This is a genomic window from Peterkaempfera griseoplana (assembly GCF_001418575.1).
Lineage (GTDB): Bacteria > Actinomycetota > Actinomycetes > Streptomycetales > Streptomycetaceae > Peterkaempfera > Peterkaempfera griseoplana.
This window is the reverse complement of sequence record NZ_LIQR01000193.1, coordinates 23,011-35,413: the sequence shown is the minus strand read 5'-3', so window position 1 is coordinate 35,413 and position 12,403 is coordinate 23,011. Positions and strand designations below refer to the sequence as shown.

Annotated in this window: 11 protein-coding genes; 2 read left to right on the top strand and 9 right to left on the bottom strand. The window is 75.0% G+C overall.

Features of this window, described 5'->3' with window-relative positions:
- The 3 genes from AOK09_RS15525 to AOK09_RS15515 form a co-directional block, all read right to left on the bottom strand.
- On the bottom strand, positions 1-907 hold a 907-nt coding region (locus tag AOK09_RS15525; RefSeq protein WP_055587777.1), incomplete at its 3' end, for an SPFH domain-containing protein.
- Positions 908-917: 10 nt separating this feature from the next.
- Complete coding sequence (locus AOK09_RS15520; RefSeq protein WP_245687304.1) at positions 918-1,340, bottom strand: NfeD family protein; 423 nt, start codon at positions 1,338-1,340, stop codon at positions 918-920.
- 115 nt (positions 1,341-1,455) lie between these two features.
- Entirely contained in the window at positions 1,456-2,247 is a 792-nt protein-coding gene (locus tag AOK09_RS15515; protein ID WP_055587775.1) for an ABC transporter ATP-binding protein, read from the bottom strand.
- A 159-nt stretch (positions 2,248-2,406) separates the two neighbouring features.
- On the opposite strand from AOK09_RS15515, the gene AOK09_RS15510 reads away from it, so the two are divergent.
- A complete protein-coding gene (locus AOK09_RS15510) occupies positions 2,407-3,213 on the top strand; it encodes a hypothetical protein (protein ID WP_407675405.1) in 807 nt (268 codons plus the stop codon).
- A 24-nt stretch (positions 3,214-3,237) separates the two neighbouring features.
- Here the strand turns inward: AOK09_RS15510 and AOK09_RS15505 are convergent, their stop codons facing one another.
- From AOK09_RS15505 to AOK09_RS15485, 5 genes are read right to left on the bottom strand one after another with little or no spacing between them, the layout of a single operon-like run.
- The gene (locus AOK09_RS15505) at positions 3,238-4,593 is read right to left on the bottom strand and encodes an ABC transporter substrate-binding protein (protein WP_055587774.1); all 1,356 of its coding nucleotides are present in this window, start codon (positions 4,591-4,593) and stop codon (positions 3,238-3,240) included.
- A gap of 26 nt (positions 4,594-4,619) precedes the next feature.
- Complete coding sequence (locus AOK09_RS42120; protein WP_055587773.1) at positions 4,620-5,600, bottom strand: hypothetical protein; 981 nt, start codon at positions 5,598-5,600, stop codon at positions 4,620-4,622.
- A complete protein-coding gene (locus AOK09_RS15495) occupies positions 5,597-7,033 on the bottom strand; it encodes a VWA domain-containing protein (protein ID WP_063795961.1) in 1,437 nt (478 codons plus the stop codon). Before AOK09_RS15495 ends, AOK09_RS42120 begins: the two co-directional genes overlap by 4 nt.
- A gap of 24 nt (positions 7,034-7,057) precedes the next feature.
- Positions 7,058-9,391 (bottom strand): serine/threonine-protein kinase, encoded by a 2,334-nt coding sequence (locus AOK09_RS15490; RefSeq protein ID WP_055587772.1) that lies wholly within the window; start codon positions 9,389-9,391, stop codon positions 7,058-7,060.
- A complete protein-coding gene (locus tag AOK09_RS15485; RefSeq protein ID WP_079063091.1) occupies positions 9,388-11,097 on the bottom strand; it encodes a S1 family peptidase in 1,710 nt (569 codons plus the stop codon). Before AOK09_RS15485 ends, AOK09_RS15490 begins: the two co-directional genes overlap by 4 nt.
- 80 nt (positions 11,098-11,177) lie before the next feature.
- Here AOK09_RS15485 and AOK09_RS15480 point away from each other — a divergent pair, with 80 nt between their 5' ends.
- A complete protein-coding gene (locus tag AOK09_RS15480) occupies positions 11,178-11,468 on the top strand; it encodes a trypco2 family protein (RefSeq protein WP_055587770.1) in 291 nt (96 codons plus the stop codon).
- A gap of 51 nt (positions 11,469-11,519) precedes the next feature.
- On the opposite strand, the gene AOK09_RS15475 is transcribed toward AOK09_RS15480, so the two are convergent.
- Entirely contained in the window at positions 11,520-12,392 is an 873-nt protein-coding gene (locus tag AOK09_RS15475) for a thioesterase family protein (protein WP_079063090.1), read from the bottom strand.
- Positions 12,393-12,403 lie beyond the last annotated feature (11 nt).

Sequence of the window (12,403 nt, the reverse complement as noted above, 5' to 3'; positions counted from 1 at the left end):
GGCGGGCGGCGCCCTTGTCGCGGTCGGCGGGCGGGGTGGGGCCGGCCGGCTGGTGGCCGTTGCCGGTGGGGCCGCCGGCGAAGCCCGCGAAGGCGCCGCCGAGTCCCTTGAGGGCCTCGCCGACCTCGCTGGGGATGATCCAGAGCTTGTTGGAGTCGCCCTCGGCGAGTTTGGGAAGGGTCTGCAGGTACTGGTAGGCCAGCAGCTTCTGGTCGGGGTTGCCCGCGTGGATGGACTCGAAGACGGTGCGGATGGCCGCGGCCTCACCGTCGGCGCGCAGCACCGCGGCCTGGGCCTCGGCGGTGAGGATGGCGGCCTGCTTGGTGCCCTCGGCGGTGAGGATGGCGGCGCGCTTGTCGCGGTCGGCGCGCATCTGCTTCTCCATCGAGTCCTGGATGGAGGTGGGCGGCTCGATGGCCTTGAGCTCGACGCGGTTGACGCGGATGCCCCACTTGCCGGTGGCCTCGTCCAGGACGCCGCGCAGCGCCGCGTTGATCTCCTCGCGGGAGGTCAGCGTGCGCTCCAGGTCCATGCCGCCGATGATGTTGCGCAGCGTGGTGACGGTGAGCTGCTCGATCGCCTGGATGTAGCTGGCGACCTCGTAGGTGGCGGCGCGCGGGTCGGTGACCTGGTAGTAGATGACGGTGTCGATGTTGACCACCAGGTTGTCCTGGGTGATCACCGGCTGCGGCGGGAACGGGACGACCTGCTCGCGCAGGTCGATGCGGTTGCGGATGGTGTCGATGAACGGCACCACGATGTTGAGCCCTGCGTTGAGCGTGCGGGTGTAGCGGCCGAAGCGCTCGACGATCGCGGCACTGGCCTGCGGGATGACCTGGATCGTCTTGATCAGTGCGATGAAGGCCAGCACCACCAGGATGACCAGGACGATGAGGACGGGTTCCAACACGCTCTCCCTACACGACGAGGGCGGTCGCGCCCTCGATCTCTATGACATCCACCTGCTGGCCGGGTTCGTAGACGGTGCCGGGGTTGAGCGCGCGGGCCGACCAGATCTCGCCGTTGAGCTTGATCCGGCCGCCCTGGTCGTCGACCCGCTCCTGGACGACGGCGCTGGCGCCCTTGAGCGCCTCGATGCCCATCCGCACCGGGGGTCCCTGCCTGAGGTGGCGGTAGGCGATGGGCCGCACCACCAGCAGCAGGGCCACGGAGACCGCGACAAAAACGATGAACTGGGCCACCACGCCGGTGCCGAGCCCCGCGGCGCCCGCGGCGGCGAGGGCTCCCACCGCGAACATGCCGAACTCCGGCATCGCGGTGATCACCAGCGGAATGCCCAGACCCACGGCGACGACAAGCCACCACACCCAGCTGTCCACCACTCCATCCTAGGGAGCAACTGCCGGGCGTGGAACGGTTTCCGCAGGTCGATGGGGAGAATCCGGCCGCCCGTCGTGCGGCGGGCGGCCGGGGTGCGCGGGACGGTACGCGAGGTCAGGTGAGCGGCAGACCCTGGGCGGTCCAGCGGTCGCCGCGGCGCTCCAGGGTGAGCGGCAGCCCGAAGCAGAGCGAGAGGTTGCGGGCGTTGAGCTCGGTGTCGATGGGACCGGCGGCCAGCACCCGCCCCTGACGGATCATCAGCACGTGCGTGAAGCCCGGCGCGATCTCCTCGACATGGTGGGTGACCATCACCATGGACGGCGCGTAAGGGTCCTGGGCGAGGGCGCCGAGGCGCCGGACCAGGTCCTCGCGGCCGCCCAGGTCGAGGCCGGCCGCGGGCTCGTCCAGCAGCAGCAGCTCGGGGTCGGTCATCAGGGCGCGGGCGATCAGGGTCCGCTTGCGCTCGCCCTCGGAGAGGGTGCCGAAGCGGCGGTCGCGGAAGTGGCCCATGCCGAGCCGGTCCAGCAGCGCGAGGGCGCGGGCCTCGTCGGAGGTGTCGTACTGCTCGCGCCAGTGGGCGGTCATGCCGTAGGCGGCGGTGAGCACGGTGTCCAGGACGGTCTGGCGGCGAGGCAGCTTGTCGATCATGGAGGCGCCCGCGGTGCCGATCCGGGGACGCAGCTCGAAGACGTCGACCGAGCCGAGCTTCTCACCGAGGAGCGCGGCGGTGCCGCTGGTCGGGAAGAGGTAGCTGGAGGCGATCTGCAGCAGAGTGGTCTTGCCCGCTCCGTTGGGGCCCAGGATGACCCAGCGCTCGCCCTCGGCGACCGACCAGGACACCTGGTCCACCAGCGCGCGGCCGTCGCGGACCACGGATACGTCCACCAGCTCGAGAACGTCGCTCATGCGTACGCCTTCCCCATATCGGATACGGCCCTCCCCGAGTGGATCCGGGGGCGGATCCAGGGGTGCGGTCCACTCGTGTCGACTTCGCCGCGCGCGCCGCGCGGAGCACGGACCAAACCTACGCCACGCGGATGACGGCCTTGTCCGTAGGCTGGTCCGGTGCGTGACGAGAACCTGGATGCGGAGACCCGTGCCGGACGGCTGACCGCCTGGGGCAATGCCCTGCTGAGCGGCCATGCCCCGCCGGACGACGCCGCCGCCGCCGTGGTCGGCCGTGACGAGTCCCACCGGGTGGCGGGCCTGCCCGGCGACGGGCCGGAGGAGCGCCATGCGCTCACCTGGGCGCTGGGGCGGCTGCGCGCGCTGGGGGTGTCCGGCTTCCGCCTGGCGCTGCCGGTGCCCGGCCACCCCCTGGGCCTGACCGGACCGGCGGACTTCAACCAGCAGGCGATGGCGGCCGGACAGGCGGCGCTGACGGCCGGCGGCCCGGCGCTGGGCCTGGTGCCCGAGGTGGAGTGGTACGGGCCGCCCGGGGACCGCTCGGTCACGGTGCTGTGGCGCTGCTCACCCGTACGGGAGGCGCCACCGGCCGATGTGCCGACCCTACGGGAGGCCGAGCGGGAGCTGGCCGAGGGCCTGCGGGAGGCGACGGCGCTGCTGGCCCGGATGGATGTCGCCGGGGCGGGCCCGGAGGCGCTGCGGGCGCTGGAGTCGTACCGGCGGCGTGGCCACCGGGAGCTGCTGGCACCGGGGTATCCGCCGCGGGCGGTGCGGGTGCTGGAGTCCGCGCAGCGGATCTCGGCGCTGCTGACGATCGCCTCGGGCGGGCACGGGGCCGCGGTGAGCGCCTCGGAGATGGCGGCCCGTAACGAGGTGCTGCGGCCCCTGGAGCGCACCACGCGGCGGGCCCAGGTGGCGGCGTACAACGCGGCGGTGGACGAGCGGCCCCAGGCCAGCCCGCACTGAGGCGTCCCCTCGGGGGCCCGGCGGTCAGCTGCACACCGACGGGAGCCACTGGGTGCGGGGCACCGAGGTGCGGATGTGGTCCAGCCGGGCGAGCAGGTCGTCCAGCGGCCGGGAGCCGGCGAGGTACTCCAGCACTCCGCGCTGGAAGGCGTCGCGCATCGCCGGGGGCATGGCGTCGGAGGCGTCGTAGCAGGTGGTCCCGGGGGCGCGCAGGGCCTGGGCGACATGTGTGGTCACCGGGTCGGTGCGGTAGACGGACGAGGGCACCCGGGTGTTGACGGACAGCGGGCGGATCTGGTCGGCCGCGGTGTTCTCGGCCCAGGCCTGCTGGGCCGCGGCGGAGGCCAGATAGGTCATCAGCCGCCGGGCCTGCGGGGTGTCGCGGAACATCCCCGCGAGGTCCCCGGAGACCTCGCGGGCGCCTGCGGCGCGGTCAGCGTGCGGGATCAGCTCGGAGGACGGCAGGAAGTCGCCCCGTGGGACCCCGGGGTGGCCGCCCGTCCTGGGGTACCCGGCGCGGATGAAGGAGGCCTGGTGTTCCAGGGCGCAGGTCGGCCGGGCGGCGAACATGCCCCTGCCGGCGTCCCGGTAGTCGGTGGTGAGCACCGCCTCCGGGACGGCGGCCGTACGGGACCCGGTCAGCAGGTCGTGCCAGGTCTGCCAGGCCCGGCGGACGGCGGAGGAGGTCCAGCTGCCGGTGCCGGTGGCCCAGGCCTGGTAGGTGTCCCGGCCCGCCTGCTGGAGCAGGATGTCCTCGATCCAGTCGGTGCCGGGCCACCCCGAGGTGGCGTCGCTGCCCATGCCCACGCACCACTGGCCGCCTCGGGTGACCAGCGGTGCGAGCCGGTCGCGCGGCCGGCCGGGGTAGCGCCGGGTGTCGTACCAGACGAGGCTCTTCACATCGGCCTTCACCGGTACCCAGTAGACGTCCTGGCGGCCGCCGACGGTGAGCCGGGGGATCCAGGTGGCGCTGTACTGCTGCTCCTCCGTGCCCAGCACGGAGCCCAGCGGTCTGAGGTGCCCGGCCAGTGCGTAGTCGGCGAGTTCGCCCGGGCTGGGGAGGACCGCGATGTCGGGTTCGGTGCCGGCCTGCACCTCGCCGAGCAGGATCTCCCGCTGGGCGCTGCTGCCCTGGTAGTCGACGCGGATGCCGGTGTCGGCGGTGAAGGCGTCCAGGACGGTGCGGAAGACCCGTTCCTCCTCGCCGGTCCAGGAAGCGAGCAGGCTGACGCTGCCGCCCGCCGTCCGGGAGTAGAGGGTGATGCCCAGGGCGGCGGTGAGCACCAGGCAGAGGCCGACCACCGCGGCGGTCACCGTCCTGGTCCGGACCGTCGTCCCGGCCGGGTCGGCCGGCCCCGTCGTCGCCGGTCCCGTGGTCATCGGCCCGGTCCTCATCGGCCCGGTCCTCATCGGCGGCCGAACCGGTACTCGGCGATGCGGGGCTGCATCCCCGCCACGACCAGGGCGCCGATCAGTACCCCGGCCAGGGGTATCCCCACGGTGAGGTCCGCCCGCCAGGCGGCGCCGCCCAGGTAGGTCCGCACCTCCTGCGTGGTGTCCCTGATCCGGCGGCCGAGCAGGTCGGAGTCGTCCGCGGCGGCGCTCCCCGTCGGCCGCTCGTCGGCGACCACCCGCTCCAGGCTGCGCGCCGAGCGCTGCATGGCGCCGTGGACCTGGGCCGTGAAGACGGCCAGCGGCACCGGCACCAGCACCAGCGCGGTGGCGGCCAGCAGCCAGGGGTTCAACCGTCGCCGGAAGCGGCGCCGCAGGTGGAGCTGGGTGGTGACCAGTACCCAGCCCAGAGCGGCGAAGGCGGCGGCGGTGGCCGCCCACCAGAGCCGTTCGAGCGGCCCGAAGGACACCTCGCGGGCGAGCACCCGGCGCTGCTCGGTCTGCAGGGTGTCCAGCCGGGCGAGGATGCCGCTGTCCTGCCGCCGCAGTGTGCTGTCCGCGTACGCCAGATAGGCGGTGCGCAGCCGGTCGTCGCCCTGGGCCTGGTCGGCGCTCTCGATCCAGGTGGTGTAGGTGGAGACCAGGCCGTTCACCGTGTGCAGGGTCTGGAGTCCCGGTTCCCCGGCGACGTTGCCCTCGGCGGCCCGGGCCAGGTTCTCCCCGGCCGCCGAGATCTGGGTGCGGTACTCCTCGCCGGTGCCGACCAGGGAGGCGGTGCCGGAGTCGCGCAGGCTCTCGGCGGCGGCGCGGTCGGCCAGGTACAGGGAGGACTCCGCGGCGGCGACGTCGAGGATCGCCGGAGCGGTGCCGTCGCGCAGCGGCCGGGAGTCGCCGTGCACCGCCGTGTAGGCGGCGAGCTGCAGCAGCACGGCCGCGGCGGTGAGACAGAGCAGGACGGACCGCCTGCGGACCAGGGAGCGCCGGGTGGTGCTCATCGGGCCTCCCGCAGGGCGGTGCCGCAGGCCCAGCAGAAGGCCGATCCGGGCGGTGACACCGTCCCGCAGTCCGGGACGGGGCAGGTCAGGTCGGGGCCGGGCGGCTGGGAGTGGGCTTCGGCAAGGGGCGCGCCGTCGGGAACCGGGGCGCTGTGGCGGCTGCTCAGCAGCAGCCGGTCGAAGTGCCGGCGGTCGAAGCGTTCCCGCAGGCGGGCGGGTCCGTCGTCGGGTTCCGTGGACACCAGGAGGTCCGCCAGGACGTCCAGGGTCGAACGGTCGCCCAGCTGGTGGGCGAGGCGCAGGACCCGGTCCAGTACGGCCTCGGCCCGGGCCCGGTCGCCCTCCCGGTGGGCGTGGTACGCGTCGGCGACGGCCTCGCCGAGCCTGCCGTGGGTGGAGAAGTGCACGCTGACCGGGTTGGGCGCGGAGAGCTGGGCCCCGTCGGTCCAGCGGACCAGGACGGGTGCCGGGGGCGGCAGCTCCGGTCCTGCGGTGTCCCCCGACGTCAGCTGAACATCGGCGAGCATCAGCCGCTCGTCCCGGGGCCGGCCGTCCGGGTCGGCGGTGAGGCACAGCTGGTAGTGGCGGGTCTCGCTGGCCCAGGGGTCGGTGGGGAACTCCACGGCCCGTTCGCCGGCCGGGCGGCCGGCGGCGGTGAGGTCCACCTCGGTGGGGTGGACCTGTCTGAGGTAGCGGAGGGTGACCCCGGGCAGGGGGGTGAGGCGCAGCCTGAGGTCCGGCAGCGCCCGGCTCAGGGAGGCGCGCATCATGCCGGTGAACTCCGCCTCCAGGTCGGCGTCCTGGAGCACCACCGCGGCGGTGCCGTGCAGCCGGGTGGCGATGCCGCCCAGCTCCCGTGCGTCCCAGCCGTCGCCGATGCCCCTGGCGTCGCAGGTGAAGCGGCCCTCGCAGGCGGCGAGGACCTGCTGCAGCCGGCCGGGCGGCTCGGTCTCGTTCCTGCCGTCGGTGAGCAGCAGGACATGGCGGATCCCGCCGGGGGCCTGTTCGAGCAGTTCGCGGGCGAGGGTGAGCCAGGTGCCCATGGCGGTGCCGCCGCCGGGGCGCAGTCGCCGGACGGCGGCGACGGCCTCGGCGCGGGTTCCGGCGCCGGCCACCGCGAGGGAGGGCGAACGGGGGTAGACCACCCGGGCGCTGTCGGTGCCCTCGACGACGGCGAAGCGGGTTCCATCGCGCAGCAGGCCGACCGCGGCCGCGGTGGCCCGGCGGGCCGCCTCGATCTTGGACTGCGGCCAGCTCATCGACTCGGAGCAGTCGATGACCACCACCTCGGCGGCGGAGGCGGGGACCGGCCGCACTCCGGTGACGGTGACCGACACCACGGCCTGGATGTCGCGGCGGCCGGGACCGGCCTGGTGGTACTCGTCCTGATGGATGGTCAGTTCAACGCCGGGCCGGTCGGCCGGTGTGCTCATCTGCTGCTCCCCGTCGGCTGTCCGTCAGGTCAGGGTCATCGGCCGCACCGCGTTGGCCCGGTCCACCAGGGCCCCGTGCTCGGCCTCGGTGGCGGCCTGCGCGGCCAGCTCCCGGTAGGAGCGCTCGGTCAGCCGCCGCAGCCCGTCCGCGGTGAGCGGCGCGGCGCCGAACAGCTCCTCGCTGCCCGGCCCGGGGTCCGGCGGCGGCCGGTCGCCGATCCACTCCAGGGCCGTCTCGCGGATCTCGGCGGTGAGGCGCTCCCTGGCGTGGCCGGTCGGGGAGCCGCCGTCCAGGTAGAGGGCCCGCAGCCGGCGGGCCGCCTCGCCGAGGTCGGCTCCGCTCTGCGGGCCGCCCGCGCCGCGTCCGGCGATGATCCGCAGCGCGGCGATGCGGGCGGCGTCGTGGTGCAGGGAGGACCTGGGTACCGCGTCCAGCACGTCCAGGGCCCGGCCGCGGTCCCCGGCGCCGAGGTGGATACGGGCCAGGCCGAAGGCGGGGCTGCCCTGCGAGCGGTCGCGCTGCCAGACCGCGTCGTAGTGGCGGGCGGCGCTCTTGACGTCGCCCCGCCGCTCGGCGCAGTAACCGAGGGCGAGCTTGGGTGCGGTCTCGCCGGGAAGCGCGGTGTAGACGGAGTCGAAGTGCCGCTCGGCGGCCGACAGATCGGCCTCGGCGTCCTCGGCGGACCGCCCGGGGGACGGATCGGCGCCGGCCAGCGCGAGCAGCGCGCGGTGCCAGGCGATCCGCCAGTCGTACGCGGAGGCGGCCTGCTGCCCGGTGGTGTCCCCGGGCTGCGGGTCCTGGGCGTCGACCAGGGCGGCGGCGGTGCCGAGCCAGTGCTGTGCCTCCGGGAGGCCGCCCAGTTCCAGATGGACCCGGCAGAGCTGCAGGGCGCTCTCCGGGGTGTGCCGCCGGGCGGCGAGCTGCTCGGCCAGCCGCCGTGGGTCGTCCGCCTGGGCGAGGGCGGTGACCTGGGCGGCCGCCGGGTCGTCCGGGTCCGGGTGGGGTACCGGCAGTCCGGCCGCGACCTGCGCCGCGGTGGGGCGGCCGGTGTCCGGCGGCGGGTCCTGGAGGTGGCGGCCGGTCCAGTCGCTGAGCGGCGGGACGGCGCCGAGGCCGGCGTCCAGCAGGGCCGCGCCGGGGGCGAAGAGGGCGGAGGGCTCCGGGTGGTCCTGACCGGCGCCCGGCGGCCGCAGTTCGCGCAGTACACCGCGGAGCTGCAGCGCCATCTGGGCCGCGGAGCCGAAGCGGGCCCGTGGGTCGGCCTGGGTGGCTCGCTGCACGACGCGCCGGAAGGAGACGGCGCCGGCCTCCTCGCCGCGCGGCTCGGCCGCGCGTGAGAGGTCGCGCAGGGTGACTCCGACGGTGTGCAGGTCGGAGGCGGCGGTCCAGCCTCCCGCGGTGCCCTCCGGCGGCTCGGGGGCGTAGCCGGGGGTGGTGACCAGTGCGGAGTCCCGGTCGTCGGCCCGGCGTACCGCTCCGAGGTCGATCACCTTCACCCGGTCGCCGTGGTGGATCACGTTCTCGGGCTTCATGTCGCAGTAGAGCAGCCCGCGGCGGTGCAGGTGCTCCAGCGCGTCGAGGATGCGGCAGCCGTAGCCGACGACGTGCTCCAGTTGCAGCCGGCCGCCGAGTGCCGAGCGCTGTTCGGCGGGGTCGGCGAGCTGCCGCAGCGTCCGGCCTCCGACGAACTCCATGACGATGTAGTCGGTGGGCACCTCGCCGGGCGGGCGGTGGGTGACGAAGCTGTGGATCCGGACGATGTCGGGGTGGTCCAGCGCCACCAGGTGGCGGCGTTCCTCCTCGGCCGCCCGCCGGGCGGCGGCGTCATTGACGTTGATCACGCCCTTGAGCGCGACCAGGCGGTCGTCGAGCACGGTGTCGCGGGCGAGGTAGATCCAGCCGAGGCCGCCGTGCGCCAGCGGGCCCAGCACCCGGTACTTGTCGTCCAGGACGTCTCCGGGGCGCAGCCGCGGAGAGAAGTCGTACGGGTGGCCGCAGCGGCCGCAGAAGCCCCGCTTGGCGGCGGGCCGGCCCTTGTAGCCGACTCCGACCGGCCAGGTGCAGCCGTCCTTGCCGCACTGGCGGCCGCCGGGCGGCGGGCCGGGGTCGCTGATCACCAGGACGGACGGGTCGGGCAGTTCCACCACCGGCAGCGGGGGCAGGCCCGTCCCCTCGGAGGAGCCCGTCCCCTGGGAGGAGGTCAGGGTGGAGAGCCGCAGCGGCCGCGGCGGGGGCTGGAGTGCCGTCGGCGGGCGGGCTGCGGGCTGGTCCGGAGCGGGGGCCCGTCCGCAGGTGCCGCAGTAGCCGCTGCCGGTGACGACCCCCGCGCAGCCGTCCCGGCCGCAGGGTCTGCTCATGGCGTCTCCTCCCCCGGGGCGGCGCCGATCCAGCTCCGTACCGCCTCGGTGTACCGGTCGACCGCCTCCTCCGCCTGCACCGGATCGCAGGGCAGGTGCCACAGCAGCTCACGGGCCCGGCGGTAGAGGGACTCCACGGCGGGCTGCTCGGCGGCGCCGCGTTCGGCGAGCATCGCCTGGTACGGGCGGAGCCTGCCGCGCAGCACCTCGCAGCGGGCGATGTGCCGGTCGAGCCGCCCGATGGCCTCCTCGACCCTGGCCAGGGCCCGCTCGGCGGTGCGTTCCATGGCGTCCAGTTCGGGCGGGGACGGCGGTGGGAGCGGTTCGCCGCCCGGGCGGGTGCCGCGCAGCGCGTCGAGGTGGCTGCGCAGGGCGTGGGCCCGGGTGAGCGCCCGGGTGGCCTCTCCTATGTCGGCGTCGACCCAGGCGCAGCGGTCCGCCAGCTGCTGCTGGGCGCGGCCGGTGATGTCGTCCAGGAGCGCGGAGAGGCGGGCCAGCCGCGGCCGGGCGGCGAGTTCCAGCACGGCGCGGTTCACCTCGGGGGAGCCGGTGCCGTGGAGGATCAGCAGCAGTCGGCAGTTGCGCTCGGCGAGCGTCCCGAGCAGTTCGAGGAGGGCCGGTGGGTCGGGGGCGTCGTCCACGCCGTCCACGACCACGGTGAGCGGCACCTCGGCGGCGCGGATGCGGTCCAGGACGCGGGTGGGGGCCGCGCCGTGGTCCTCGGGTCCGGCGGCGGCCGCCAGGCCGAGGCGCTCCTCGAGCTGCGCGGCGATGGAGGGGACGCTGCGCCGTGCCGCGTCCACGGCCAGGTCGAGGCTGCCCACGGCGGGTACCGCGGCGGAGCCGGCGGCCGGGCGGCGGACCCCGCCCCGGCCGGCCAGTTCCCGGTCGGCGTGCATGATCGCGCGGTGCAGCGCGCGGGTGCGGTCCTCGTCGCCGGGCCGTACCGTGCTGATCCGCACGGCCGGGCCGCCGCCGTCCAGCCAGTGGGCCAGCCGTTCGGCGAAGGAGGAGTCGGCGGTCTCCTGGTCGCCGGAGCGGACCAGGGCCGCGTCCACCGCGGAGGGGCCGTGCGCCCAGGTGCGTACCCGGGGCAGATGACGCAGCACGGTCTCGGTGGGGATCATGTACGACAGGCACAGCCCGTCGCTGCCGCGGTAGCGGTTGACCACGATGCCGATCACCCGGCCGGTCTCGTTGTCGGTGACCCCCGCGCCGCTGAAACCGGGCCGGACCACCTCCTGCGGGGTGCGGGGGAACATCTGCACCCGCCCGTCGCGGCCGACGCGGCCGGCGATCTCGGCGCGGAACAGCACTCCTCCGTCGAACCGCCGCGGATGGCCGTACATGCTGACGGCCCGGCCGATGGTGGGCACCACCCGGTGCAGCACGGCGCCGCATCCGGGCGGCTGGGGGGTGTCCAGGGCGAGCAGAGCCACGTCCCCGCCGGGGTCGTCGTACTGGTCGGTCTCCTCCGGGATCCAGCAGCCGTCGATCACCCGGGCGCGCACCGGCCGGCCGGGTGCGCCCACCCGGTCCACCAGCACGGGGCTGTCGGGCGGTACGACATGGGCGCAGGTCAGTACGGTGCCGCGGCCCAGCAGGACGCCGGCGCCCAGCACCGCCTTGCGCTCATCCAGGATGCGTACCCGCCAACTCCCCTCCTGGGCTGTGAATGTGACGGCGCGTCTGTTTCCGTCCCCCATGACACGACAGCATACGCACGACTCGGTACCCTCCGTAGGGTGGTGCACGATCGGATTTTCGACCGGGGGTGGGCACGGCGATGACGGACGCGGACTTCGTGGGGCTGGCGGAGGTGATCCGGCAGGTGCGCGGCGAGCTGGAGGAGGCGCGGCTGGACGGCGACGGGCACGATCTGCTGTTCGCCGTGGAGAAGGTCAGCCTGGAGTTCGCGGTGCAGGTGCACCTGACCGGCAACGGCCGGGCCGGGCTGCGGATCGGCGTGGTGACCGCGGAGCTGGGCGGCTCGACGGGCCGGGACACCACGCACCGCATCCAGGTGGAGCTCAAGCCCGAGCGGCGGGACGGGGGCAGGTCGGTGGTCGGCCGCTGACCTGCCCGCCCCCTCCCCCGATCCCGCCTGGCGCCGCCCGGGCCCCCGGACTCAGGGGCGCGGCACGGCGGCGAGCTGGCGGGACTGGGCGACCAGCCGGCCGGCGGAGTCCCAGACCTCGGCGTCCTCCTCCAGATAGCCGCCCGCCAGGTTGCGGGTGGTGTGGGAGACCAGCAGCCAGCCGGGGGCGGGCTTGGCGCGGACGTGGACGGTGAGTTCCAGGGTCGGCGTCCAGCCGAGCAGCCCCAGGTCGAAGGTGACCGGCGGGAGCGCGTCCACGGCGAGCAGCAGCGTCAGCGGGTCGGGCTGGTGGCCGTCGGCCAGCCGCAGCCAGCCGCGGATCGCCCCGTTGCCGGAGGGGGCGCCGAGGGCCCAGCCGACGCAGGCGGGATCCAGGCGCAGGTCGAGGCGGTGCAGCAGATCGGCCTGGGCGAGGAACTGCGGCGGCGCCTGGTCGGTGCCGACGCAGCGGTCCGGCGGGGGCATCTCCGGCGGGGCGGCCGAGGTGCGGACGTCCCCGGTGAGGCGGTCCAGGTCGCCGTAGGTGGCCAGGGCGCGCAGCCGCTCGGCGGGGGTGCCGTCCTCGGCGGTCTGGGTGAGGGACACCTGCCCGTTGGAGACGGTGCGGCCGCGGCGGACCACCTCGGTGCGCAGCTCGGCGGGGCCGGGCCGGGCCGCCGACAGGTAGTAGCCGCTGATGGAGTAGGGGTCGGTGTGGCCGGTGGCGGCGCCCAGCTCCCGGGAGAGGGCGCGGGCGGCGGTGGCGAGCAGCAGGCCGCCGTTGATGCCGCCGCCGATGCGCCAGCCGCCGTCGAGGTCGGCGTGGTAGCGGCCGGGTTCCCCGGCGTGGCCGGTGACGGCGGTGCCCCGGTCGAACTCGGTGTCACCTGGGTGTGCTGCGGTGTCGATGGCGGTCATGGGCATCATGTTACCTG

Bases quoted from the DNA above. Each gene is read 5' to 3' on its own strand.
- AOK09_RS42120 (WP_055587773.1), bottom strand. From the start codon at position 5,600: ATGAGCACCACCCGGCGCTCCCTGGTCCGCAGGCGGTCCGTCCTGCTC.
- AOK09_RS15480 (WP_055587770.1), top strand. From the start codon at position 11,178: ATGACGGACGCGGACTTCGTGGGGCTGGCGGAGGTGATCCGGCAGGTG.
- AOK09_RS15515 (WP_055587775.1), bottom strand. From the start codon at position 2,247: ATGAGCGACGTTCTCGAGCTGGTGGACGTATCCGTGGTCCGCGACGGC.
- AOK09_RS15475 (WP_079063090.1), bottom strand. From the start codon at position 12,392: ATGCCCATGACCGCCATCGACACCGCAGCACACCCAGGTGACACCGAG.
- AOK09_RS15485 (WP_079063091.1), bottom strand. From the start codon at position 11,097: ATGGGGGACGGAAACAGACGCGCCGTCACATTCACAGCCCAGGAGGGG.
- AOK09_RS15495 (WP_063795961.1), bottom strand. From the start codon at position 7,033: ATGAGCACACCGGCCGACCGGCCCGGCGTTGAACTGACCATCCATCAG.
- AOK09_RS15490 (WP_055587772.1), bottom strand. From the start codon at position 9,391: ATGAGCAGACCCTGCGGCCGGGACGGCTGCGCGGGGGTCGTCACCGGC.
- AOK09_RS15505 (WP_055587774.1), bottom strand. From the start codon at position 4,593: ATGACCACGGGACCGGCGACGACGGGGCCGGCCGACCCGGCCGGGACG.